This is a genomic window from Paenirhizobium cremeum (assembly GCF_047553425.1).
GTDB lineage: Bacteria > Pseudomonadota > Alphaproteobacteria > Rhizobiales > Rhizobiaceae > Allorhizobium > Allorhizobium cremeum.
This window is the reverse complement of sequence record NZ_CP180217.1, coordinates 1,272,196-1,294,252: the sequence shown is the minus strand read 5'-3', so window position 1 is coordinate 1,294,252 and position 22,057 is coordinate 1,272,196. Positions and strand designations below refer to the sequence as shown.

Below are 22,057 nucleotides of genomic sequence, written 5' to 3'. Positions count from 1 at the left end.
GGCCGCCCCCGATGTAAAGAGGCGGCCTCGGCATTCAGGATCTGGAGACGGATCAGAACAGGCCGCCGGAACCGGAGGTTACGGCCTGGTTGGCCTGTGGCGAATCCCTGAGGATCTCTTCCGGCGCGACATAACCGTCCATGCCGATGACGGAGAAGGTGTCGGCGGGGCCGGTGCCCGGCTTGAAGGCTTCGACGATGGTGTCGGGATCGCCTTCCGCGGCCAGCATCCCGGTCTTCCGGTTGATCGGGATAAGGCTCATGCCTTCCGGAATGTGGAACATGCCCGGCGGCGTGCCGGCGACGGCTACCTGCATGAATTCGTTGAAAATCGGAGCGGACATCGAGCCGCCGGTCGCGCCACGGCCGAGCGGTGCAGGATTGTCGAAGCCGATATAAAGGCCAGCCACCAGATCCGGAGTATACCCGACGAACCAGGCGTCCTTTTCGTCGTTGGTCGTTCCGGTCTTGCCGGCCACCGGACGGTCGAGCTTGATCTTGCCGGCAGCCGTGCCCCGCTGAATGACGCCCTCCATGATGGAGGTAATCTGATAGGCGGTCATCGGATCGAGGACCTGCTCGCGGTTATCGACAACGGTCGGCTCTTCCTGGTTCTGCCACTCGTCCGCATTGCAGCCCTCGCAGGTGCGCTCTTCGTGACGGAAGATCGTCTTGCCGTAGCGGTCCTGGATACGGTCGATGAGCGTCGGCTTGATCTGCTTGCCGCCGTTGGCCAGCACGGCATAGGCCGACACCATGCGCAGCACCGTCGTTTCGCCGGAACCGAGCGACATGGCGAGAACCGGGTTCATCTTGTCGTAGATGCCGAAGCGCTCCGCATATTCAGCAACGAGGTTCATGCCCATGTCATTGGCAAGGCGAACCGTCATCAGGTTACGCGACTTCTCGATGCCGAGACGAAGCGTCGAGGGGCCGGCAGAACCGCCACCGTAGTTCTGCGGTCTCCAGACCTGGCCGCCGGACACGAACTCGATCGGCGCGTCCATGATAACGGAAGCCGGAGTATAGCCATTGTCCAGCGCGGCGGCATAGACGAACGGCTTGAAGGAGGAGCCCGGCTGACGCATGGCCTGGGTCGCGCGGTTGAATTCCGACTGGGCATAGGAGAAGCCGCCGACCATGGCGAGCACGCGGCCGGTATGGGGATCCATGGCGACAAGTCCGCCCTGAACTTTCGGCGGCTGGCGCAGCCGATAGCTGCCCGGCTTGGCATCCCCGAGAGCTTCGACATAAACGACGTCGCCCGGTTTCAGGACACCTTCCGGCGACTTGGCCGTCTTGCGGTCGCCGGTTGCCGAGCGATAGGCCCAGTCCATGTCCTCGGCGGCAATACGGCCCGTCTGGCGGTCGGCTCCAACCTTGCCGTCGGCCGCCTTGGCCGGCTGCAGGCCGATGTCGACCCGCGACGCGGAAGTCTCGAGGACGACGGCGAGTTTCCATTCCGGGACATCGCTCAGGCCATCGATCTTGGACAGTTCCACGCCCCAGTCGCCGGCCATATCGATAGTCTTGACGGGGCCGCGATAACCGCGCCGTTCGTCATAGCTCAGCAGACCGTCCTGCAACGCCTTGCGTGCGGCGATCTGAATTTTCGGATCGAGCGAGGTCCGCACCGACAGACCGCCCTCGTAGAGCGCCTTGTCGCCGTATTTCTCGATGATCTGGCGGCGCACTTCCTCGGAGAAATAATCCGAGGCAAACAGGTAAGAGCCGGAACGGCGCAGCGTGACGCCGAGCGGCTGCTTCTTGGCTTCCTCGCCGTCGTCATGGGAGACGAAACCGTTCTCCACCATGCGATCGATGACCCAGTTGCGGCGCTCGAGAGCGGCTTCGGTGTGGCGGAACGGATGATAGTTGGACGGTCCCTTGGGCAGGGAGGCGAGATAGGCGGTTTCGGCGATCGTCAGCTCCGTCACCGACTTGTCGAAATAGGTCAGAGCCGCGCCGGCGATGCCGTAGGCATTCATGCCGAAGAAGATCTCGTTCAGATAAAGTTCGAGGATCTTGTCCTTCGAATAGGTCTGCTCGATGCGGAAGGACAGAATGGCTTCCTTCACCTTGCGGTCGATCGTCTGGTCCGCCGACAGGAGGAAGTTCTTGGCGACCTGCTGGGTGATCGTCGAAGCGCCAACGGGGCGGCGGCCTGAGCCGAAATTCTGCAGGTTGACGAGGATGGCGCGACCGAGACCGTAGATGTCGACGCCCGGGTGATTGTAGAAGTTCTTGTCCTCGGCGGAAAGGAAGGCCGCCTTGACGCGGTCCGGAATCGCCTGGATCGGCAAGAACAGCCGCCGCTCGCGCGCATATTCCGCCATGAGGGCGCCGTTACCGGCATGGAATCGCGTTGTCACCGGTGGCGCATAGCTCGACAGGACTTCATAGTCGGGAAGATCCTTCGTCACGCCGGCCAGATAAATGGCAGCGGCAGCCGCGACGCCAAGGGCGAGAACGGATGCCAGTCCGAAGAAATATCCAATCAGTCTGATCATATTCGAGCTACCGCGATGACTTCGGTTCGGAGCGCAATGGCAAGCATCGCACATGCCGTGGCGTTTTGCACGTCGTGCCCAGCTTGGCAAGACACAGCGACAAGCATTGATTCCTGCGCATCAAGGCAATCGCCGCTTCATTTGCGAGTAACGGCCCGATTGTGAGGAAAATAGGGCCGCATCCCCTTCCCCCCGTTTCACCCACAGGATGGCGGACCTAGCCGCCATTGGCGACGACCGGCGCCCGATAGCGCCTGATCGCATCGGCCAGCAATGTCGCGATCTTCTCGCGCCACTGGGGATCGAGCAACAACTTCTCATCATCCTTGTTGGAAAGAAACCCGAGTTCCAGCAGGATCGAGGGGACATCGTGAGCCTGCAAAACCCTGAAACCGGCGGAGCGATGCGGATTGTTGATAAGCTGCACCTGCCCCTCGAAAGAGCCGATGACGGCATTCGCCAGCGAGACGGAGAACGCCTGTGTCTCGCGCCGCGTCAAATCGAGCAGGATATCGGTGACCTCGGTCGGCTCACTCGTCAGATCGACGCCGGCGACCGCATCGGAGAGGTTTTCTCGCTCCGCCAGCGCCGCGGCCATGTGGTCGGAAGCCGTATCGGAAATCGTGTAGACCGTGGCGCCGCGAATGCCGCTCTGGCGCAGCGTGTCGGCATGAAAGGAAATCAGCAGATCGGCCTTATGCTGGCGGGCGATGGTGACGCGCTCCGACAGCGACAGAAACTCGTCGCCCTCGCGTGTCAGAAACGCCTTGATCCCCTTTTCGTTCTTCAGCCGCTCCGCCAGCGCCCTTGCGAAGGCAAGCGTGATCTCCTTTTCGGGCGTCTTCGTCTCTGCGCCGGCGGCCCCCGCATCGATGCCGCCGTGTCCCGCGTCGATCGCGATCACGAAATCGTCATCTTCCGCAGGATCGGGAGCCGCGACGCGATCGCCGCGCAGGTCCGCCTTGGCCGTTGCCCCGACCGCCCAGGACTGGGAGGCGACGAGAGCATCGAAATCCGGTTGCGACACCATTTCCGCGTCGAGCACCAACCGGTAACCGTTGCCGCCCTCGTCTTCCTTGATCTCCGCGGCCGCAAGCTTCGCCGGTCGCTCAGCCGTCAGCACCAGACGCGCGGAATTCGCATCCATCGCGCCGAAACGGATATCGCGGAAAAGGCCGGTCGGTTTCAGGTCCGCATTCGGGAAAGTAAACGCGGTTGCCGGCATGTCGACCACGATCCTGTCCGGCTTCGCCATATAGCGAACCTCGACATCGGGCTTGCGATCGAAATCGATGACGATTCGGGTGCGGGCACGGTCGCCGGCAATGCGTGCGGCATAGGCGAGCAAAGGATCGCCCTGCCCGGCCTGTACGGCCATCGCATCGGCCCCGGCACCGGCAAAAAGCGCCACGACGGCAGCCAGCCGTAAGCCCCTGAGGAACCCGGCCCGACCTGGACCGAAAGCGGGCAGGAACCGGCCTGCAAAGGTTCGAATGACTGACAATCCGTTTCCCCGTCACGATCGCCGCGGATCACCATGCCGCCGCGATCCGCCACAACCTTGTAAACCATCAAAATCGACCGGCGTTCAACCGGGTTTCCGACCGTCCGCCGCCATTGTCCCCAGCAATGCGCGTGGCCGTATCCAGGTATAGAATCGACCGGTTGGCAGTCTTGCCCGCTAATCAATCGATATTATGGCATAATTCCGTTTCCCCTTGCTATTGTGACAGAGAAAACATACAACGCACATGAGGGTTAAGAGTGCCCACGGGATAGAATCGCCGCAGCGGCTGCCAACCTTGCAAGGACTTGGCGCCTGGTTAGCCGGACATTCATCCGCCGTTTCTGCACTTTTGTCCTGAAACTGGTTCAACACGCCGGCCCGGCCGGCACCTGTAACAGGTGGTTTCCACCAAAAGCTCTTCACCAGAGCACTCATCCGGTCCCGAGGGGCCTATGTCATTGTCGTTTTCGTTCGGTCATTAATGTCGTTGCAGCAGGGATTGAACAAATTGGGCGAGCCGGGACACCTCAGTCTCCCGAAAGCCGTTCAATTGCTCGCAGCACACTCCTCCGGACGGAGACCTTTATATCCGGCGCAAAGCCCGCAAAGCACCATCCGCACCATAGTACAGCGAGCGGGTGATCTCCTTTTCGGCAGCGCCGAGGAGCACAGCTTAAATGGCAGACAAAATGTTAATAGACGCGTCTCACGAAGAAGAGACGCGCGTTGTTGTCGTACGCGGTAACCGCATTGAAGAATTCGATTTCGAGTCACAACACAAGAAGCAGATCAGAGGCAATATCTATCTCGCCAAGGTGACCCGGGTCGAACCCTCGCTCCAGGCGGCCTTTGTCGATTACGGCGGCAATCGCCACGGCTTCCTGGCCTTTGCAGAAATCCATCCGGACTACTACCAGATCCCGCTCGCCGACAGGCAGGCCCTCCTCCACGCCGAGGCAGAGGAGCATCGCAAGGAAAACGACGTCGAGGGCGACGAGCCTTTGCCGGCTCCGGTCGATCTTTCCACCCAGGACCAGCCCGATACCGGCATTGCTTCGGTCATCGAAACGATAGAAGCCGCTACGGCCGCCGATAACGAACAGTCCGACATCAAGACGGAAGAGGTTGCGGCGGAAGCCGTTGCCGAGGAAGCGCCGGAGCCCAAGGCGAAGCCGAAGCGCACCCGCAAGCCGCGCGCCAAGAAGACTGCCGAGCCGGAAGCGCAGGCTGCCGAAGCCGCCTCCGAAGACGAAGGCGGCAGCGACACCATGGCGGCGATGGTCGACATGGACGAAATCTCCGAGGATGCGGATGGCCGCCGGGGCCGCGACGACGATTTCGACGACGATGACGACGATCACGTCGAGGAGAAGGAAGAGATCGAATCCGTCGGCGCCGAAGACGCGATGGAAGAGGTTCCGGACCGCGTCATACGCAAGCCGCGCAAGCAATACCGCATTCAGGAAGTCATCAAGCGCCGGCAGATCCTGCTGGTGCAGGTCGCCAAGGAAGAGCGCGGCAACAAGGGTGCGGCGCTGACCACCTACCTGTCGTTGGCCGGCCGTTATTCCGTGCTGATGCCGAACACGGCACGCGGCGGTGGCATTTCCCGCAAGATCACCAATCCGCAGGACCGCAAGCGCCTCAAGGAAATCGCCCGCGAGCTGGACGTGCCGCAGGGCATGGGCGTCATTCTCCGCACCGCCGGCGCAAACCGTACCCGCGTCGAGATCAAGCGCGACTTCGAATATCTGATGCGTCTTTGGGAAAACGTCCGTACCCTGACGCTCAATTCGACGGCTCCCTGCCTCGTCTATGAAGAAGGATCGCTCATCAAGCGTTCGATTCGCGACCTCTACAACAAGGATATCAGCGAGATCATCGTCGCCGGCGAGGAAGGCTATCGCGAAGCGAAAGACTTCATGAAGATGCTGATGCCGAGCCATGCCAAGGTGGTTCAGCCCTATCGCGATCTTCACCCGATCTTCTCGCGCTCCGGCATCGAAGCCCAGCTCGACCGCATGCTGCAGCCGCAGGTGACACTGAAATCCGGCGGTTACATCATCATCAACCAGACCGAAGCGCTGGTTGCGATCGACGTCAACTCCGGCCGCTCGACGCGGGAATACTCGATCGAAGACACCGCGCTGCAGACGAATCTTGAAGCGGCGGAAGAAGTGGCGCGGCAGCTTCGCCTGCGCGACCTTGCCGGTCTGATCGTCATCGACTTCATCGACATGGAAGAAAAGCGCAACAACCGCGCCGTCGAGAAGAAGCTCAAGGACTGCCTCAAGAACGACCGCGCCCGCATTCAGGTCGGCCGGATCTCGCATTTCGGCCTGCTCGAAATGTCGCGCCAGCGTATCCGCGCTTCGGTTCTCGAATCGACGACCCAGCTTTGCCCGCATTGCGGCGGCACCGGTCTCATCCGCTCCCAGTCGTCGGTTGCCCTGCATGTGCTCCGCGGTGTCGAGGAGTTCCTGCTCAAAAGCACGACCCACGACATTACCGTGCGCACGACGCCGGAAACCGCTCTCTACCTGCTCAACCAGAAGCGCGGCACGATCGTCGATTACGAGCGCCGGTTCGGGGTGACGATCACCATCGATTCCGACGAATCGGTCGGGCACCAGCATTTCGCCATCGACCGCGGCGAAGCCGTCGCCAATCCGGTCAGGATCGAAAGCCTGATGCAGCTTCTGCCGGAGCCGGAGGAAGACGAATACGTGCCGGAACCGGAGGACGAAGAGGAAGAGGAAGTCGTTGCAGCCGCTTCGGCAGCGCAGCCCTCGACCAACGGGAACGGCGAAGAGCAGCAGGGCGGCCGCAAGCGCAAGCGCCGTCGCCGCCGCCGTAACAAGAACGGCCAGGGCCAGGGAAACCTTGCGGCATCGGCCGGCGATGGCGATGAGGACGGCCTTTCCGACGAAGGCGATGGCGCCGAGGATGAAGGCGACGAGGAAGGTGCGTCCGACGCAGCCGTCGAGGCCACCGACGCCAATGGCGAAACCTCCGGTGACGATAGCCAGAAGCGCAAGCGCCGCCGTCGCGGCAAGCGCGGCGGTCGTCGCAACCGTCCGGGCGAGGAAGGCGCCGAGGCATCCGGCGAAACGGATGACGAAGGCGAGGCCGACGATTCCGACACCGAAGCCGCACTGATCGAGGACATCGCCGAGCAGAGCGCGGCCGAGGAGCCCGCTGCCATGGCGGCAGTCGAATCCGCCGAGGAGCCGGTGGCGCCGAAGCCGCGCCGGAGCCGCAAGGCCAAGGTCACCGCCTCCCCTGTCGAGGAGCCGGTCATTGCGGCGGAAACGCCCGCTCCCTTGCCGGAAATCGTGGAAGAGCAGGAAGCCACCGCGGATGTTCCGGTAGAAGCGGCGGAAGAGCCCCAGGAAGACGCCGCGGAGACGGCCGAGATCCCGGATGAAGCCAAGCCGGCTCGCGCCAATCGCGGATCGAACCTGACCTCCTCCGAACCGGTCGTAACGTCCCAAAAGTCGTCCGAAGATGGCGAAGAGCCGCCGAAGCCGAAAAAGGGCGGCTGGTGGCAGAAGCGCGGCTTCTTCTGAGCCGACGTCGGCGAATGAACAGAACAAAAAAGGCCCCGCAATGCGGGGCCTTTTCTTTATTCAGGCTTGTGCTAGCAAAACAGCCTCACAAAATGAGTCCGGAAACGGCGGTAACGCCTTGAATGCTGACTCTTTTAGGCAATCCAGCGGGCGATACGGTCGGTGGCCTCGACCATTTCAGTCATGGTTCCGGCATAGGACATGCGCAGCGCAAGATGGCCGTCGAGGGGGTCGAAATCCATGCCGGGCGTCGCCGCTACATCGATTTCCGCCAGCATACGGCGCGCAAAAGCCATGCTGTCATTGGTGAAGCGGGACACGTCGACGTAAGCGTAGAAGGCGCCATCCATCGGCGAAAGCAAGGGCATGCCGAGTTCGGGCAGGCGCTTCAGCAGAAACTCGCGATTTGCGGCACAACTCGCCTTGTAATGCTCCAATTCCTCCCCGGCCTCCAGGGCGGCAATCGCGGCCACCTGAGAGAGCTCCGGCGCGGAGATATAGAGGCTTTGCGCCAGGCACTCCATCGGCCTGACTGCCTCTTCCGGAAGGACCATCCAGCCGATCCGCCAACCGGTCATGCAGTAATATTTCGAGAAGGAGTTGATGATGATGGCCTCATTGCCGAATTCGAGCGCCGTCGCTTCTTCGCCGGCATAGGTGAGGCCGTGATAGATCTCGTCGGAGATCAGGCTGATACCCTGCCCCTTGCAATAATCGTAGACCGCGCGCAATTGCGCGGGGCTGGTCACCGTGCCCGTGGGGTTGGCAGGGCTTGCGAGCAGAACGCCCTTGAGGCGCAGCCCGGCTTCCCTCTGGGCCGCCTCCAGGCTTTCCGGCGTCAGAGTGAAGCCGGTGCCGGCATTGACCGGAACTTCCACCACCTTGAGGCCAAGCGCCGAAAGGATGGCCCGATAGGCAGGATAGCCGGGCCTTGCGATCGCGACCGCATCGCCCGCGTCGAAGAGCGTCAGAAAGGCGAGATTGAAGCCCGCCGAGGACCCCGTCGTGACGGCGATCCGGGAGGGATCGAGCGAGACGCCGTGGCGACGCCGGTAGTAACCGGCCAGCTTTTCCCTGAGTTCGAGGAGGCCGAGCGCGTCCGTGTAGCCGATACGTCCGTGGGCAAGCGCCTCGCGGGCCGCGGCCAGCGCTGTCTGGGGCGCCGGATGGCCCGGCTGGCCGACAGCCATGGAGATGACAGGCGCACCGGCCTGGCGCCGTCTTGTCGCCTCGGCAAGGACATCCATGGCATGGAAGGGTTCGACTGCACTGCGTCTGGAAATGGAAATCACGTCTTCAACTCTTTCTTCTGCGCGCCAGACATTTGCCGCATTATTCCGGTGTTCACAATGGCGAGAGCGCGACGCTGCGGCCATTTTTCCGATTTCCCTTGCCATGGGCCGCCGCTACGCTATTGCACAACGCAGCGCTCCCCCGACAAGCGCTCCGACAGCCAGACACCGCTGCGGCGGAAAAGGATCAAGAGGAAAGACATGACCCTGACGTTCAGGAAGCTCGCCGCGACGGCGCTCGTCATCCTGCCGGCGATACTGCCGACAGCCGCGCTCGCACTCGATGACGCCGAGAAGAAGGAAATCGGCGAATTCATCAAGGAATACCTGATCGCCAATCCGGAAATCATGCTGGACGTGCAGGACGCTCTCGAAAAGAAGCAGTACGAGGCGCGCCAGCAGCAGGCCTCGGCCGCCGTCGGCGACAACAAGGATGCGCTGTTCTCCTCCGAGCATGACATCTCGCTCGGCAATCCGAAGGGCGACGTGACTGTGGTCGAGTTCTTCGACTACAACTGCGGTTACTGCAAGCGGGCGCTGTCCGACATGGACGACATCCTGTCGAAGGACAAGAATGTGCGTTTCGTGCTCAAGGAATTCCCGATTCTCGGACCGGATTCGCTTGCCGCGCACAAGGTCTCCTACGCTTTCCGCCAGATCGCGCCTGAAAAATACGGCGACTTCCACCGCGCTCTCCTCGGTGGCAAGGGACGCGCGGACGAACAGGCCGCCCTCGATGTCGCCGCCTCGCTCGGCGTGAGCGAGGAGCAGATCCGCGCAAAGATGGCGGCAAGCCCCAATGACGACCAGGTGAAAGAAGCCTACCAGCTGGCCACCAGCCTCGGCATCACCGGCACACCGTCCTACATCGTCGGCAACGAGGCCGTGTTCGGCGCCATCGGCTCCGAGGCGATCGAACAGAAGCTTGCCAATGTCCGCACCTGCGGCAAGGCCACCTGCTGACGGGCGTCAACGCCGCCTTCTCCGCTTGCATCCCGTGTTTTCCGGGGGAACGCTCCGTCGTTTGCCCGGAAGGGGCTTTCCCTTGCGGGTCTGCCAGTCTATAGGAGGCGGTTGAAAGTCGACGGAACCGCTTATGAGCAAGATCATTTACGTCCTGAACGGCCCTAATCTCAATGCCCTCGGCAAGCGGGAGCCCGGGATCTACGGCGGCAAGACGCTTGCCGATATCGAGACGGACTGCAAGACGGCCGGAAATGAACTCGGCTTCGCCGTCGATTTCCGGCAATCGAACCATGAAGGCGTACTCGTCGACTGGATTCACGAAGCCGGAGACAAGGCCGCAGGCATCGCCATCAATCCCGGCGCCTACGGCCACACATCGATCGCGCTCCACGATGCGATCCGGGCCGTTTCGATACCGGTGGTGGAGGTCCATATCTCCAACATCCATGCGCGCGAGGAATTCCGCCATAAATCGATGATAGCGCCCGCCGCGAAGGGCATGATCTGCGGCTTCGGCCCCCATAGCTATATCCTGGCGCTGCACGCGCTGAAGAACATCACGCAATAACAAGAATACAGGACCCCATTCCATGGCTGAAAAGAAATCGGGAATCGATCAGGCTCTGATCCGTGATCTGGCCAACATCCTCAACGAGACGGATCTCAGCGAGATCGAAGTCGAGCAGGAAGACCTGCGCATCCGCGTATCGCGGGCAGCACCGCAGATGATGGCAATGCCGCAGATGCCGTCGTACCAAGTCGCGGCTCCGGCTGCCGCCCCCGTTGCGGCTGCCACAGCTGCAGCTGTCGCCGAACCGGCCCGCAACCTTGCCAATGCCGTGACGGCTCCGATGGTGGGCACCGCCTATCTCGCCCCGGCACCAGGTGCCCGTCCCTTCGTCGAAGTCGGCTCGATCGTCAAGGAAGGCCAGACCCTCCTGATTATCGAAGCCATGAAGACCATGAACCAGATCCCTGCACCGCGCTCCGGCAAGGTCGTAGAGATCCTCGTGGAAGATGGTCGCCCGGTCGAATATGGCGAGCCGCTGGTCGTCGTCGAGTAAGCCGATGAGCACCATTTCCAAGATCCTCATAGCCAATCGCGGCGAAATCGCGCTGCGCGTCCTGCGTGCCTGCAAGGAACTCGGCATCGCCACCGTTGCCGTTCACTCCACGGCCGACGCCGATGCGATGCATGTCCGCCTGGCCGACGAAAGCGTGTGCATTGGCCCGCCACCGTCGCGCGACAGCTATCTGAACATCCATCAGATCGTCGCAGCCTGCGAAATCACCGGCGCTGACGCCGTGCATCCCGGCTACGGCTTCCTGTCCGAGAACGCCAAGTTCGCCGACATCCTAGAAGCCCATGGCATCACCTTCATCGGGCCGACTGCCGAACATATCCGCCTGATGGGTGACAAGATCACGGCCAAGCAGACGGCCGTGGAACTCGGTATTCCCGTCGTTCCAGGCTCCGATGGCGAGGTCACGCCGGAAAATGTCCTGGAAACCGCCCGCAAGATCGGCTTCCCGGTCCTCATCAAGGCAACCGCAGGCGGCGGCGGCCGCGGCATGAAGGTCGCCAAGACCGAGGGCGAGCTGGAAGAGGCCTTCAATACGGCACGGACGGAAGCGGCTGCAGCCTTCGGCAACCCAGCGGTCTACATGGAGAAATACCTCGGCAAGCCGCGTCATATCGAAGTCCAGGTGGTCGGTGACGGCGAAGGCAATGCGATCCATCTGGGCGAACGCGACTGCTCGCTGCAGCGCCGCCACCAGAAGGTCTGGGAAGAGGCGAATTCCCCGGCGCTCAACGTCGAGCAACGCATGAAGATCGGCAAGATCTGCGCCGACGCCATGAAGAAGATGAAGTACCGGGGCGCCGGCACGATCGAGTTCCTCTATGAAAACGGCGAGTTCTATTTCATCGAAATGAACACCCGCCTGCAGGTGGAACATCCGATCACCGAGGCCATCACCGGCATCGACCTGGTGCATGAGCAGATCCGCGTCGCCTCCGGCGCGGGCCTCTCCGTCACGCAGGACGAGATCACCTTCTCCGGCCATGCGATCGAGTGCCGCATCAACGCCGAGGACCCGCGCACGTTCGTCCCTTCACCGGGCACGATCACGCATTTCCATGCTCCCGGCGGGCTCGGCGTTCGCGTCGATTCCGGCGCCTATGCCGGCTACAAGATTCCGCCCTATTACGACAGCCTGATCGGCAAGCTGATCGTGCATGGACGGACCCGTGTCGAATGCATGATGCGTCTGCGCCGTGTGCTCGACGAATTCGTCGTGGACGGAATCAAGACCACATTGCCGCTCTTCCAGGACCTGGTGGCCAACCAGGACATCGCGAACGGCGATTACGACATCCACTGGCTGGAAGATTATCTGGCCAGGACCTCCGCATGAGGTGAAAGAAGAATGGCAGGGCGCCGCAGCAGGGATCAGAGGATAACCCCCGAACTTCTGCTGCGCGCCTATTCCATCGGCCTCTTCCCCATGTCGGACGCGGCCGACGATCCGGAGATCTTCTGGGTCGAGCCGGAACTGCGCGGCATCCTGCCGCTGGAGCAGTTCCATGTTTCCAAAAGCCTCGCCAAGGCCATCCGCCAGAAACCCTTCGACATCCGCTTCGACACGGCCTTCGACACCGTGATCGCCAAATGCGCGGAGGAGGTCGAAGACCGCCCAAGCACATGGATCAACCAGACAATCCGCGAACTCTATGGCGCACTCCATCGGCTGGGCCATGCCCATTCGGTCGAAGCCTTTGAAGGCGATGAACTGGTCGGAGGCCTCTACGGCGTATCCCTGGGCTCGGCCTTTTTCGGCGAGAGCATGTTCTCACGCCGGACGAATGCCTCGAAGATTTGCCTGGTCTATCTGGTCGAGCGATTGAAGGCGCGTGGATTTACCCTGCTCGATACCCAGTTCACCACCGAACACCTGAAGACATTCGGCGCGATCGATGTGCCGAAGGAAGACTATCTGAAACTGCTGGACAAGGCGATGCAGTCGGAGACCCTGCCCTTCTGACGGTACCAGCGCGCCAATCCGGCCTCGGGCAACTGCTCAGTTGGTCTTTGGCGGTGCCGGAACGTCCGAAGCCTGCTTGCAGCCGGTCAGCCAGACGTCATAGATCGCGTGTTCGACGGCGTTGAGCGCCGGACTGTCGGCGAACATCCAGCCGGAAAAGATGCGGCGTATCTTGCGGTCCAGGGTGATTTCATCGACCTCGACGAAGGCATCGATCTTCTGCGCCTCGGTCTCGTCGCGCGAATAACAGACCTTGGGCGTGACCTGAAGGGCACCGAACTGCACGGTCTCGTCGATATAGACGTCGAAGGACGTGATGCGTCCGGTAATCTTGTCGATGCCGGCGAATTCAGCCACGGGATTGGTGATGCGGGCCGCTCTCGCGGGCTCGTTTCCGACCAGAGCAACGACGCCGACGGCCATGACCGCCGCGCAGATGACACCAGTGGCCGAGCCCAACCCGGAACGCTTCATATCCACCAATCTCCCGCTTCTCGTTTTCCGACGACCCATAAAGAAAAAGGGCCACGTAACCTTGGCCCTAGAGTCCAATTGTGGCCAAATCGGGTGTCAGTTGCCGGGCGTCCAGGCGTCATAGTCGCCGGTGACACGCGGACGCTCGCCCGGGACGGCGAGAGAGCCCGGCGGACGATAGGCAAGAGCGGTGCCGGTCTGGTTCGGACGGTGCGGCTTCTGCCATTCACGAGCCTTGTAGTCTTCCTTGGTCGGCGGCACGTCGGTGCGGTAGTGCATCCAACCATGCCAACCGGTCGGAATCTTGGAAGCGTCGGCATAGCCCTTGTAGATGACCCAGCGGCGCGGAAGGCCGAAAGACGTGGTACCACCCTCGTAGTAGACATTTCCCAACTCGTCTTCGCCGACGCGCTTGCCATGGCGCCAGGTGAAGAAACGCGTTCCCATGGTCTGACCGTTCCACCAGGTGAAAAGTTCCAACAGAAGCTGCTTCATGTCTTTTCCTTGGGCTTTGCCGACGGGCAAGGCGCTTGCTAAAAACGTCTTCCGCTTATGCAGCCTTGCAGCGCCGTTGTCTAGTGATTCGCGAGGCACGAAAGGTCATTTCAGCTGCAGTTTGAAGCCGAGATGGCTCTGGGTAAAACCAAGCCGTTCGTAGAAACGATGGGCATCCTTGCGCGCCGCATTGGAGGTCAGTTGCACGCGGCGCATGCCCTGACGTCTTGCCCGATCGACGCAGTGATGGATCATCATCGCCCCGATGCCCTGCCCCCGGCAATCCGGGCGAGTGAAGACCGTTTCGACGATCATCGACGTACCGCCGCGGCCGGACAGCGTGGTGGTGGCCAGCGTCTGGCAGGTCGCGACAACCTCCCCGTTCCGCTCGGCGACATAGAGCGTCTCGCAGGGGGAAGCGGCAATGCGGTCGAAGGCGGCAAGATAGCCCGGAAGCGCGGCCGGGTCCGTCGTGTCCCCATGGCCACCGAGGGTATCTGCCGCCAGGATGGCGGCAATGGCGGCCACATCATGCCTATCTGCTTCCCTGATCGTGATATCCGGCGCCTGCATGCGGTCTTCCTTTCCCGTCCGTTTTTCGCGAAGCTATAGAGCGCTACGGGACGGTTGTGTGACGACAACGGATTTTGCACGACAATTTTCGCCCGCGAAGCCCCTAGGCGCCACCGGAAAACAGTCGTGCGGGCTGGATCAGAACTCCAGCCGTTTTTCCATGATGATCGCTGGCAGGCCGGAATTCGGTGCGCCCCACTCCTCCATGCGGTCGACCTCGGAAAAGCCGAGACGCTCGTAGAAGGACATTGCCCGGACATTCGGCAACGCCACCTCGACCCGCATGATCTCAGCTTCGGGAAAGCAGGTCTCCAACTCCGCGAAGATGTCGCGGCCGATCCCCTCGTTCTGACAGGACGGCCGAACATAGAGCTGATGCAGCATGACGGTCTTCGCCATCTTGGGATACATGGCGGCATAGCCGAGGCCGCCGATCTCCCGGCCGCTATCGGCGACGAGAAATTCCGCCCCAGGCTTGCCGATGCGCGCGCGAATGGCGTTTGCGGAATGCCAGCCATCGACCATCTGCCGCACCCTGTCGGCACCGTAGAACGGATCGTAGGTCACATGAAAAGTTTCGTCGAGCAGGGTTCTCACCTGCCCGACGTCACGCTCGCTCGCGGTGCGAACGAAATACAAGGGATTACTCCTCGATGCCGAGCTTGACCTTGACCAGCGCCTGCACGGCCTGCGGGTTGGCCTTGCCGCCGGTCGCCTTCATCACCTGTCCGACGAACCAGCCGGCGAGCGTCGGCTTGGCCTTGACCTTCTCGACCTGATCCGGGTTGGCGGCAATGATCTCGTCGACGGCCTTTTCGATGGCGCCGGTATCGGTCACCTGCTTCATGCCGCGGGTTTCCACGATCTCGACAGGATCGCCGCCCTCGGCCAACACGATCTCGAAGAGATCCTTGGCGATCTTGCCGGAGATGGTCTCGGCCTTGATGAGGTCGATGATCGCGCCGAGTTGGGCCGGAGATACCGGCGTTTCCTCGATGCTCTTGCCGGTACGGTTCAGCGCTCCGAGCAGGTCGTTGATGACCCAGTTCGCAGCCGTCTTGCCGTCACGGCCGGCCGCGACTTCCTCGAAATAGTCGGCGATCGCCTTTTCCGAGACCAGAACGGAGGCATCGTAGATCGACAGGCCGAGTTCGCGCACGAAACGGGCCTTCTTGTCGTCGGGCAGTTCCGGGAGATCCTTCTTCAGTTCCTCGATGAAGGCGTCGTCGAATTCGAGCGGCAGCAGATCCGGATCGGGGAAGTAGCGATAATCGTGCGCATCCTCCTTGGAGCGCATGGAGCGCGTCTCGCCCTTGTTGGGATCGAAGAGGCGGGTCTCCTGCTCGATCACACCGCCGTCTTCCAGGATGGCGATCTGGCGGCGCGCCTCGTATTCGATGGCCTGACCGATGAAGCGGATGGAGTTGACGTTCTTGATCTCGCAGCGCGTACCGAACTCGCCGCCCGGCTTGCGCACGGAGACGTTGACGTCGGCACGCATGGAGCCTTCGTCCATGTTGCCGTCGCAGGTGCCGAGGTAGCGGACGATCGAGCGGAGCTTGGTCATGTAGGCCTTGGCCTCGTCCGAGGAGCGCATGTCGGGCTTGGACACGATTTCCATCAGCGCGACGCCCGAGCGGTTGAGGTCGACATAGGACATGGTCGGATGCTGGTCGTGCATCGACTTTCCGGCATCCTGTTCCAGATGCAGGCGCTCGATGCCGATCTCGATGTCCTCGAACTGGCCCTGACGGTCCGGTCCGAGCGAAATGGTGATCTTGCCCTCGCCGACGATCGGGTCCTTGAACTGGGAGATCTGGTAGCCCTGCGGCAGGTCCGGATAGAAGTAGTTCTTGCGGTCGAAGATCGAACGCTTGTTGATCTGCGCCTTGAGGCCAAGGCCGGTGCGAACCGCCTGCTTGACGCATTCCTCGTTGATGACGGGCAGCATACCGGGCATGGCTGCATCCACCAGCGACACGTTGGAATTCGGCGCATTGCCGAAGGTGGTCGAGGCGCCGGAGAAGAGCTTCGAATTGCTCGTCACCTGGGCGTGGACCTCCATGCCAACGATCACTTCCCAGTCGCCGGTGGCACCGGGAATGAGGCGTTTCGGATCGGGCGTGCGCGTGTCAACTAGGGTCATCGGATGCTCGTGTCATGTGGAGTTTTCAAGCCCGTGAGGTAGAACAAATGTGGCGGTGGCGCAAGGCTTCTCCGGCCTGCGGGGAACAGATGAAGCCGGCCCGGACACACCGAACATTAATCGGCCTCAGGCAGCATCGACGGATGACCAACGAAACGATCCCGATATTGCTTGCCGTCGCCGCGCTCTACAATGGCGCCGTATTCTGCATCTATTGGTGGGACAAGCGGGCGGCCGGCACCGGCGACTGGCGAGTGCGGGAAACGACACTGCTCGCGCTCGCCTTTCTCGGTGGCGGCATCGGGGCGCTGCTCGCCCAGAGACTGCTTCGCCACAAGACGCGCAAATCGCCGTTTCCGGTAGCCCTGCCGGCATTCTTCATCCTGCAGATGTTCGCCCTGTCCGTCGCGCTTGTCGCCCGCGAAAGCGGCGCGGCGGCGGAAGCCCTGCATCGATTGCTGGGCCGCAGCTAAAACTCCTGTCCGTATCCGCGCGGCTCGACGGCCACGAGTTGCTTGGACATGCCGACCGATTGAACGTCGCGATCGAGCTTCGGATTGTAGGCGGTTGTCAGCCAGTGCACGGCATAGCCATGCTTCTCGAAGAAATCGACAGCTTCCTGATTCCTCGCATGGGTCTGAAGGCTTGCCCGGGCGAACCCCTGGCGCACGATCTCGCGCTCCACCTCCTCCAGAAGCGCAGAGCCCAGCCCCTGACGCTGATGTTCCGGATCGATCCACAGATCCGTGATATTCTCGTCCAGTTCCTCGCGCGCGGCCCAGCCGGCGGGAACTCCGCTCTTCTCAATGACGGAAATGGTCAGCCATTCGGAGCGGGTGAAATTCAGGAAGGCCGTTCGGGCGTTATCGACCATGGCCCTGCTCTCGCCGACAGGGATCATCGCCTTCTCCCAGGCCCGAAATCCGATCAGCGCCAGGAGATCGGCCTCGTCGCGGCGTGCATTGCGTATCGTAAACATCCACGTCCCACCCTTCCTCACTCAGTAGAGCATTGCAACGCGGGATTTTCCAGTCCGCAACCCGGCGGCGTCGCCACCCCTCCCTGCAATCTTGGATTTCTCTATTTAGTTAATTAGCTAATCATTCAATGTATTAATGTCACGAATAGTGTGGCCGGCGAGCCGCAGAAGCGGAAAAGAAGCGCCACGGAAGCCGACCGGCTTGACCTGCGCCATCCCGATAAGCATCTTCACGATGCAACTTATGGAGTGTTGATGTTCGGTTCGTCCGAGTCCCGGTAAAGGCCCTGCCCGCGATCGCTGCCGATACGCGCGCAAGGGCCCGAAAACGAAGCCCCGACGCCTGATGGCGCCGGATCGTTTTTGTGTGCGCTCGCGAAAGAGCGCCTTTACGGAATCACACGACCATGGACATTTCCCGCGCCGAACAGCGCATCCTGCACCTGCTCGCTCAGGGCGGGCGCATAGAACTTATCCGGGACGACAACCGCAGAATCGAGAAGATCCAGCTCTTCACCCGCGAAGGCTGGGTGTTCAGCGGCCTCGACGTCATCGCCTTTCGCAAGCTCAAGCAGAAGAAGGCGATCAAGTCGCAAGGCGGCAAACCCTACCGCATCACCGAACGTGGTCTCGTGCTGGTCAGGTCACAGCCCGACAACAGGTGACGAAACCAAAGCGGCGCCTTCCGGCGCCGCAATTCTTTCAGAACGGAGGATCGGTCGATTACCACCACTTGGCCGGGCTGAACTTTCCGGCCGCCTGTTCGATGACGTGAGCAGTCCGGAACAGCGTTTCTTCCTCGAAAGGCTTTCCGATGAGTTGGAGGCCGAGCGGCAGGCCCTTCGAGTCGAGACCGGCCGGAACGGAAAGGCCCGGCAGACCCGCCATGTTGACCGTTACCGTGAAGATGTCGTTCAGATACATCTTCACCGGATCGGCGGCGAGTTCCTTGTCGCCGATGGCAAAGGCGGAAGACGGGGTTGCCGGCGTCAGGATCGCGTCGACACCCGCATGGAAGGCAAGTTCGAAGTCGCGCTTGATGAGCGTGCGGACCTTCTGGGCCTGCAGGTAATAGGCATCGTAGTAGCCGGCCGAAAGCACATAGGTGCCGATCATGATGCGGCGCTTGACCTCGGTGCCGAAGCCTTCGGCGCGGGTCTTCTCGTACATGTCGGCAATATCCTTGCCGTCGACACGCAGGCCGTAGCGCACGCCGTCGTAACGCGCCAGGTTCGAAGAGGCCTCGGCGGGAGCGACGATGTAATAGGCGGGAAGCGCGTATTTGGTGTGCGGCAGGGAGATATCGACGATCTCGGCACCGGCCTCCTTCAGCCAAGCGATGCCCTGCTGCCAGAGCGTCTCGATCTCGTCCGGCATGCCCTCGACGCGGTATTCCTTCGGGATACCGATCTTCATGCCCTTCAACGACTGGCCGAGAGCGGCTTCGTAATCCGGCACCGGCAGGTCGACGGACGTCGTGTCCTTGGCATCGGTCGAGGCCATGGATTTCAGCAGGATCGCGGCATCGCGCACGTCACGGGCGAGCGGGCCGGCCTGGTCGAGCGAGGATGCGAAGGCAACGACGCCCCAACGCGAGCAGCGGCCATAGGTCGGCTTGATGCCGACGGTGCCGGTAAAGGCGGCCGGCTGGCGGATCGAACCGCCTGTGTCGGTTGCAGTGGCGCCGGCGCAGAGCTGTGCTGCAACGGCAGCGGCCGAACCGCCGGACGAGCCGCCGGGAACCAGCTTCTCGTTCGAGTCCTTCGCCCTCCACGGATTGACCACCGGCCCGTAGTGAGAGGTCTCGTTGGAAGAGCCCATGGCGAACTCGTCCATGTTGAGCTTGCCGAGCATGACCGCGCCGTCATCCCAGAGGTTCTGGGTCACGGTCGATTCGTATTTCGGCTTGAAACGGTTCAGGATGTCGGAGCAGGCCTGGGTGTGGATATCCCTGGTGGCAAAAAGATCCTTGATGCCGAGCGGAATGCCTTCCAGCGCGCCAGCCTTGCCGGCCGCAATGCGTTCGTCGGAAGCCTTGGCCATCTCGCGCGCCTTTTCCGGCGTGACGGTGACATAGGCATTGATGACGTCATTGGCCGCCTCGATCGCCTGAATGTAGGCCTCGGTCAGTTCGAGGGCCTTGATCTCCTTCGCGGCCAGCTTGGCGCGGGCTTCGGCAATGGTGAGGCTGGTCAGTTCGCTCATGATGTCGGTTCACTTCAAAATAGCGGCGCTCGGGAAGCGGCCAGAGATGGAATGCAGGGCGGATGCGGTTGTCGCGAAGCGCAAAGGCCTATTCGACGACCTTCGGCACCAGGAAGAAGTTGCGATCCGTTTCCGGCGCGTTGGCGACGATGTCCTCGGCCTTGTCGCCGTCGTTCACCACGTCGGAGCGCTTCTTCATCGCCATGGGAGTCACCGACGTCATCGGTTCGACGCCCGTCACGTCAACCTCGGAAAGCTGTTCGACGAAGCCGAGGATGCCGTTGAGCTCTCCCATCATGCGCTGTGCTTCTTCCTCGTTGAGGGCGATGCGGGCCAGATGTGCCACACGCTTGACGGTCTTGAGATCAACGGACATCGGTATTCTCCAGGTCTTATGTTTCCTTCGCTATAATGGCCGGCAGGCCATGGCGCAACGGGGATTTCTCAGACTTCAAGGCTATGGCCGGGCTTCGGCGTCTCCACCTTCGTCTTCGTTCCCTCCATGCCGGCCACGAATTTCTCCGGCGTCCGGTCGATGATCGGGAAGGAACCGTAGTGGCAGGGAATTGCCGTGTGGAAATCGAAGAAGCGCTGGCAGGCGAGCGCAGCAACGGCGCCACCCATGGTGAAGCGGTCGCCGATCGGCACGAGACCGATATCCGGCTGGTGCAGTTCGTTGATGAGCTTCATGTCCGAGAAGATGTCGGTATCGCCCATGTGCAGCAGCGAGGGCTCGTCATCGATGTGCAGCATCAGGCCGTTGGCATTGCCGAGCGCGTGGGAAACGCCGTCCTCGGTGATCTGGGCGGAGGAATGCAGAGCATTGGTGAAGGTCACGGTAAAGCCGTCGAAGGCGACCGTGCCGCCGGTATTGCCCGCCTCGATCTTCGAAACGCCCTTGGAACCGAGCCAGGCGGCAAGGTCGGCATTGGCGAGCACGGTTGCGCCGGTTTCATTGGCCAGACGAATGGCATCACCGACATGGTCCCCATGACCGTGGGTCAGAAGGATATGGGTGACGCCAGCCGTTGCATCCTTGAGGTCGAGACCGGCGAAACCCGGGTTTCCCGTGAGGAACGGATCGATGAGGATGCTTGCCTTGGCCGTATCCAGACGGAAGGCGGAATGGCCGAGCCAGGTGATTTTCATGGAATTCTCCTTTGGGGGACAGGAAGGCGAAATTGTTTCGTCGGATAAAAATATGGCATATGGCCGTGACGGAAAGTAGCGACCGCGGCGCGCGGCAAGGAAAAGGCGATGACGACACTGACAATCGAGGAACTCGCCGAAACCCTTCCACCCGGACGACCGGTCGCCGGACTGGATCTCGGGACCAAGACCATCGGTCTTGCCATGTCGGATATCGGTCTTCGTTTCGCAAGCCCACGTCCTGTAATCAAGCGGACAAAATTCACGAAGGACGCGGAAATCCTGATCGATTTCGCCGTCAGGGAAAAGATCGCCGCCTTTGTCATCGGACTGCCGATGAACATGGACGGCTCGGCCGGACCGCGCGTCCAGGCCACTCGCGCCTTCGTGCGTTCGATGTCGGAAAAGACCGATATTCCCTTCGTCTACTGGGACGAACGGCTATCGACGGTGGCAGCGGAACGGGCGCTTCTGGAAATGGACGTTTCCAGGGCCAAGCGCAGCGAGCGGATCGACTCGGCTGCAGCAAGCTTCATCCTTCAGGGCGCACTCGACAGGTTGTCGACACTGCGCAAATCCTCACGAGCTGAAGAGACCTGACGCGCCTTCCACCATGCGAGGATCTTCCTGCGGCGACGAAAGCCGATAATGGCGAAAACCAGCAGGCTGTCGAAGGCGATGGCGCGCGCGACCAGCGGCGGAATGGTTTCCGGCGGAATGCCGAGGATCTGGCCGTAGACCTGGAAGACAAGATCATGCGCCTGCCGGGTGAGCATAAAGATACCGAAGCTCATGTCGTAGTAGGAAAGCCCGTACCAGCTACCGAGCAGAACGATGGGGGCAGCCCACAGAATCAGGAAGGTCTTCATGCCGCCCTCTCCTCATACAGCCGTGGCGACGGCCAGTAGCACACGGTCCACCGCAGCAGAGCCATTGCGCTCAGAACCATGGCCGGAACGGCGATATCCAGCGCAAGCACCGCGAAAAACGCCATCATGACCAAAACCAAAGTCACTCTTGTCATTCCGCTCTGTCGCGCCCCGCTGGTCCGGCCTGTCCCTGTCCGGAAACTGACCCCTTAACCGGAGCGACGCAACGTAAACCATTTGTTAAGGTTAACGGCGCCTGGGGATAACGCAAGAGCGTCC

The 22,057-nt window shown here is 61.6% G+C and carries 23 protein-coding genes; 9 read left to right on the top strand and 14 right to left on the bottom strand.

Translation table 11 applies throughout. The features are described 5' to 3' along the window. Positions 1 to 52 precede the first annotated feature (52 nt). Positions 53 to 2,509, bottom strand: coding sequence for a penicillin-binding protein 1A (locus tag ACLBKR_RS06400; protein ID WP_113438974.1), 2,457 nt, complete (start codon positions 2,507 to 2,509; stop codon positions 53 to 55). A gap of 217 nt (positions 2,510 to 2,726) precedes the next feature. Continuing rightward, a complete protein-coding gene (locus ACLBKR_RS06395) occupies positions 2,727 to 3,887 on the bottom strand; it encodes an N-acetylmuramoyl-L-alanine amidase (protein ID WP_112828940.1) in 1,161 nt (386 codons plus the stop codon). A gap of 806 nt (positions 3,888 to 4,693) precedes the next feature. On the opposite strand from ACLBKR_RS06395, the gene ACLBKR_RS06390 reads away from it, so the two are divergent. After that, a complete protein-coding gene (locus ACLBKR_RS06390) occupies positions 4,694 to 7,585 on the top strand; it encodes an Rne/Rng family ribonuclease (protein WP_414901031.1) in 2,892 nt (963 codons plus the stop codon). A gap of 134 nt (positions 7,586 to 7,719) precedes the next feature. On the opposite strand, the gene ACLBKR_RS06385 is transcribed toward ACLBKR_RS06390, so the two are convergent. After that, positions 7,720 to 8,877, bottom strand: a complete 1,158-nt coding sequence (locus tag ACLBKR_RS06385; protein ID WP_113486786.1) for an aminotransferase class I/II-fold pyridoxal phosphate-dependent enzyme — start codon at positions 8,875 to 8,877, stop codon at positions 7,720 to 7,722. Between the two features lie 201 nt (positions 8,878 to 9,078). Here ACLBKR_RS06385 and ACLBKR_RS06380 point away from each other — a divergent pair, with 201 nt between their 5' ends. From ACLBKR_RS06380 to aat, 5 genes are all read left to right on the top strand, one after another. Beyond that, the gene (locus tag ACLBKR_RS06380; RefSeq protein ID WP_112828876.1) at positions 9,079 to 9,840 is read left to right on the top strand and encodes a DsbA family protein; all 762 of its coding nucleotides are present in this window, start codon (positions 9,079 to 9,081) and stop codon (positions 9,838 to 9,840) included. Between the two features lie 133 nt (positions 9,841 to 9,973). Then, a complete protein-coding gene (aroQ, locus tag ACLBKR_RS06375) occupies positions 9,974 to 10,411 on the top strand; it encodes a type II 3-dehydroquinate dehydratase (protein ID WP_113486784.1) in 438 nt (145 codons plus the stop codon). Between the two features lie 22 nt (positions 10,412 to 10,433). After that, positions 10,434 to 10,907 carry an acetyl-CoA carboxylase biotin carboxyl carrier protein gene (gene accB / locus ACLBKR_RS06370; RefSeq protein ID WP_112828878.1) on the top strand — a complete coding sequence of 158 codons (474 nt, stop codon included), beginning with the start codon at positions 10,434 to 10,436 and terminating at the stop codon, positions 10,905 to 10,907. A 4-nt stretch (positions 10,908 to 10,911) separates the two neighbouring features. Continuing rightward, on the top strand, positions 10,912 to 12,261 hold the full coding sequence (gene accC / locus ACLBKR_RS06365; RefSeq protein WP_112828879.1) for an acetyl-CoA carboxylase biotin carboxylase subunit: 1,350 nt from the start codon (positions 10,912 to 10,914) through the stop codon (positions 12,259 to 12,261). 12 nt (positions 12,262 to 12,273) lie between these two features. Further along, a complete protein-coding gene (aat, locus tag ACLBKR_RS06360; RefSeq protein WP_112828880.1) occupies positions 12,274 to 12,888 on the top strand; it encodes a leucyl/phenylalanyl-tRNA--protein transferase in 615 nt (204 codons plus the stop codon). A 36-nt stretch (positions 12,889 to 12,924) separates the two neighbouring features. Here the strand turns inward: aat and ACLBKR_RS06355 are convergent, their stop codons facing one another. The 5 genes from ACLBKR_RS06355 to gatB form a co-directional block, all read right to left on the bottom strand. Then, on the bottom strand, positions 12,925 to 13,311 hold the full coding sequence (locus ACLBKR_RS06355; RefSeq protein WP_244710968.1) for a DUF2155 domain-containing protein: 387 nt from the start codon (positions 13,309 to 13,311) through the stop codon (positions 12,925 to 12,927). Between the two features lie 147 nt (positions 13,312 to 13,458). Continuing rightward, complete coding sequence (locus ACLBKR_RS06350) at positions 13,459 to 13,857, bottom strand: NADH:ubiquinone oxidoreductase subunit NDUFA12 (protein WP_112828882.1); 399 nt, start codon at positions 13,855 to 13,857, stop codon at positions 13,459 to 13,461. Between the two features lie 105 nt (positions 13,858 to 13,962). After that, positions 13,963 to 14,430, bottom strand: coding sequence for a GNAT family N-acetyltransferase (locus tag ACLBKR_RS06345; protein WP_113486782.1), 468 nt, complete (start codon positions 14,428 to 14,430; stop codon positions 13,963 to 13,965). A gap of 138 nt (positions 14,431 to 14,568) precedes the next feature. Then, entirely contained in the window at positions 14,569 to 15,069 is a 501-nt protein-coding gene (locus tag ACLBKR_RS06340; RefSeq protein ID WP_113466741.1) for a GNAT family N-acetyltransferase, read from the bottom strand. A 4-nt stretch (positions 15,070 to 15,073) separates the two neighbouring features. Beyond that, positions 15,074 to 16,576, bottom strand: coding sequence for an Asp-tRNA(Asn)/Glu-tRNA(Gln) amidotransferase subunit GatB (gene gatB / locus ACLBKR_RS06335; protein ID WP_113466740.1), 1,503 nt, complete (start codon positions 16,574 to 16,576; stop codon positions 15,074 to 15,076). Between the two features lie 143 nt (positions 16,577 to 16,719). Here gatB and ACLBKR_RS06330 point away from each other — a divergent pair, with 143 nt between their 5' ends. Further along, the gene (locus ACLBKR_RS06330) at positions 16,720 to 17,049 is read left to right on the top strand and encodes a DUF1294 domain-containing protein (RefSeq protein WP_113486780.1); all 330 of its coding nucleotides are present in this window, start codon (positions 16,720 to 16,722) and stop codon (positions 17,047 to 17,049) included. On the opposite strand, the gene ACLBKR_RS06325 is transcribed toward ACLBKR_RS06330, so the two are convergent. Beyond that, positions 17,046 to 17,555 (bottom strand): GNAT family N-acetyltransferase, encoded by a 510-nt coding sequence (locus tag ACLBKR_RS06325; RefSeq protein WP_112828887.1) that lies wholly within the window; start codon positions 17,553 to 17,555, stop codon positions 17,046 to 17,048. The genes ACLBKR_RS06330 and ACLBKR_RS06325 overlap by 4 nt on opposite strands. 407 nt (positions 17,556 to 17,962) lie before the next feature. On the opposite strand from ACLBKR_RS06325, the gene ACLBKR_RS06320 reads away from it, so the two are divergent. Beyond that, on the top strand, positions 17,963 to 18,220 hold the full coding sequence (locus tag ACLBKR_RS06320) for a YjhX family toxin (RefSeq protein WP_112828888.1): 258 nt from the start codon (positions 17,963 to 17,965) through the stop codon (positions 18,218 to 18,220). Positions 18,221 to 18,278: 58 nt separating this feature from the next. Here the strand turns inward: ACLBKR_RS06320 and gatA are convergent, their stop codons facing one another. The 3 genes from gatA to ACLBKR_RS06305 all read right to left on the bottom strand — a co-directional run bounded on the left by gatA (position 18,279) and on the right by ACLBKR_RS06305 (position 20,909). Further along, complete coding sequence (gene gatA, locus ACLBKR_RS06315; protein WP_112828889.1) at positions 18,279 to 19,760, bottom strand: Asp-tRNA(Asn)/Glu-tRNA(Gln) amidotransferase subunit GatA; 1,482 nt, start codon at positions 19,758 to 19,760, stop codon at positions 18,279 to 18,281. A gap of 88 nt (positions 19,761 to 19,848) precedes the next feature. Further along, positions 19,849 to 20,136: an Asp-tRNA(Asn)/Glu-tRNA(Gln) amidotransferase subunit GatC gene (gatC, locus tag ACLBKR_RS06310; protein WP_112828890.1), complete on the bottom strand. Its 288-nt coding sequence runs from the start codon at positions 20,134 to 20,136 to the stop codon at positions 19,849 to 19,851. A 68-nt stretch (positions 20,137 to 20,204) separates the two neighbouring features. Next, positions 20,205 to 20,909: a metal-dependent hydrolase gene (locus ACLBKR_RS06305; protein ID WP_112828891.1), complete on the bottom strand. Its 705-nt coding sequence runs from the start codon at positions 20,907 to 20,909 to the stop codon at positions 20,205 to 20,207. A gap of 108 nt (positions 20,910 to 21,017) precedes the next feature. Here ACLBKR_RS06305 and ruvX point away from each other — a divergent pair, with 108 nt between their 5' ends. After that, positions 21,018 to 21,509, top strand: coding sequence for a Holliday junction resolvase RuvX (gene ruvX, locus ACLBKR_RS06300; RefSeq protein WP_113338806.1), 492 nt, complete (start codon positions 21,018 to 21,020; stop codon positions 21,507 to 21,509). Here ruvX and ACLBKR_RS06295 read toward each other — a convergent pair. Both ACLBKR_RS06295 and ACLBKR_RS06290 read right to left on the bottom strand, forming a co-directional pair. Continuing rightward, entirely contained in the window at positions 21,449 to 21,778 is a 330-nt protein-coding gene (locus ACLBKR_RS06295; protein WP_113338805.1) for a DUF6105 family protein, read from the bottom strand. The genes ruvX and ACLBKR_RS06295 overlap by 61 nt on opposite strands. After that, the gene (locus ACLBKR_RS06290) at positions 21,775 to 21,924 is read right to left on the bottom strand and encodes a hypothetical protein (protein ID WP_162708226.1); all 150 of its coding nucleotides are present in this window, start codon (positions 21,922 to 21,924) and stop codon (positions 21,775 to 21,777) included. The genes ACLBKR_RS06295 and ACLBKR_RS06290 overlap by 4 nt, the downstream gene beginning before the upstream one ends. Between the last annotated feature and the right edge of the window lie 133 nt (positions 21,925 to 22,057).

Coding starts and splice junctions, on each gene's coding strand:
- ACLBKR_RS06400 (WP_113438974.1), bottom strand. CDS start 2,509: ATGATCAGACTGATTGGATATTTCTTCGGACTGGCATCCGTTCTCGCC.
- ACLBKR_RS06395 (WP_112828940.1), bottom strand. CDS start 3,887: ATGGCCGTACAGGCCGGGCAGGGCGATCCTTTGCTCGCCTATGCCGCA.
- ACLBKR_RS06390 (WP_414901031.1), top strand. CDS start 4,694: ATGGCAGACAAAATGTTAATAGACGCGTCTCACGAAGAAGAGACGCGC.
- ACLBKR_RS06380 (WP_112828876.1), top strand. CDS start 9,079: ATGACCCTGACGTTCAGGAAGCTCGCCGCGACGGCGCTCGTCATCCTG.
- aroQ (WP_113486784.1), top strand. CDS start 9,974: ATGAGCAAGATCATTTACGTCCTGAACGGCCCTAATCTCAATGCCCTC.
- accB (WP_112828878.1), top strand. CDS start 10,434: ATGGCTGAAAAGAAATCGGGAATCGATCAGGCTCTGATCCGTGATCTG.
- accC (WP_112828879.1), top strand. CDS start 10,912: ATGAGCACCATTTCCAAGATCCTCATAGCCAATCGCGGCGAAATCGCG.
- aat (WP_112828880.1), top strand. CDS start 12,274: ATGGCAGGGCGCCGCAGCAGGGATCAGAGGATAACCCCCGAACTTCTG.
- ACLBKR_RS06355 (WP_244710968.1), bottom strand. CDS start 13,311: ATGGCCGTCGGCGTCGTTGCTCTGGTCGGAAACGAGCCCGCGAGAGCG.
- ACLBKR_RS06350 (WP_112828882.1), bottom strand. CDS start 13,857: ATGAAGCAGCTTCTGTTGGAACTTTTCACCTGGTGGAACGGTCAGACC.
- ACLBKR_RS06345 (WP_113486782.1), bottom strand. CDS start 14,430: ATGCAGGCGCCGGATATCACGATCAGGGAAGCAGATAGGCATGATGTG.
- gatB (WP_113466740.1), bottom strand. CDS start 16,576: ATGACCCTAGTTGACACGCGCACGCCCGATCCGAAACGCCTCATTCCC.
- ACLBKR_RS06330 (WP_113486780.1), top strand. CDS start 16,720: ATGACCAACGAAACGATCCCGATATTGCTTGCCGTCGCCGCGCTCTAC.
- ACLBKR_RS06325 (WP_112828887.1), bottom strand. CDS start 17,555: ATGTTTACGATACGCAATGCACGCCGCGACGAGGCCGATCTCCTGGCG.
- ACLBKR_RS06320 (WP_112828888.1), top strand. CDS start 17,963: ATGGACATTTCCCGCGCCGAACAGCGCATCCTGCACCTGCTCGCTCAG.
- gatA (WP_112828889.1), bottom strand. CDS start 19,760: ATGAGCGAACTGACCAGCCTCACCATTGCCGAAGCCCGCGCCAAGCTG.
- gatC (WP_112828890.1), bottom strand. CDS start 20,136: ATGTCCGTTGATCTCAAGACCGTCAAGCGTGTGGCACATCTGGCCCGC.
- ACLBKR_RS06305 (WP_112828891.1), bottom strand. CDS start 20,909: ATGAAAATCACCTGGCTCGGCCATTCCGCCTTCCGTCTGGATACGGCC.
- ruvX (WP_113338806.1), top strand. CDS start 21,018: ATGACGACACTGACAATCGAGGAACTCGCCGAAACCCTTCCACCCGGA.
- ACLBKR_RS06295 (WP_113338805.1), bottom strand. CDS start 21,778: ATGAAGACCTTCCTGATTCTGTGGGCTGCCCCCATCGTTCTGCTCGGT.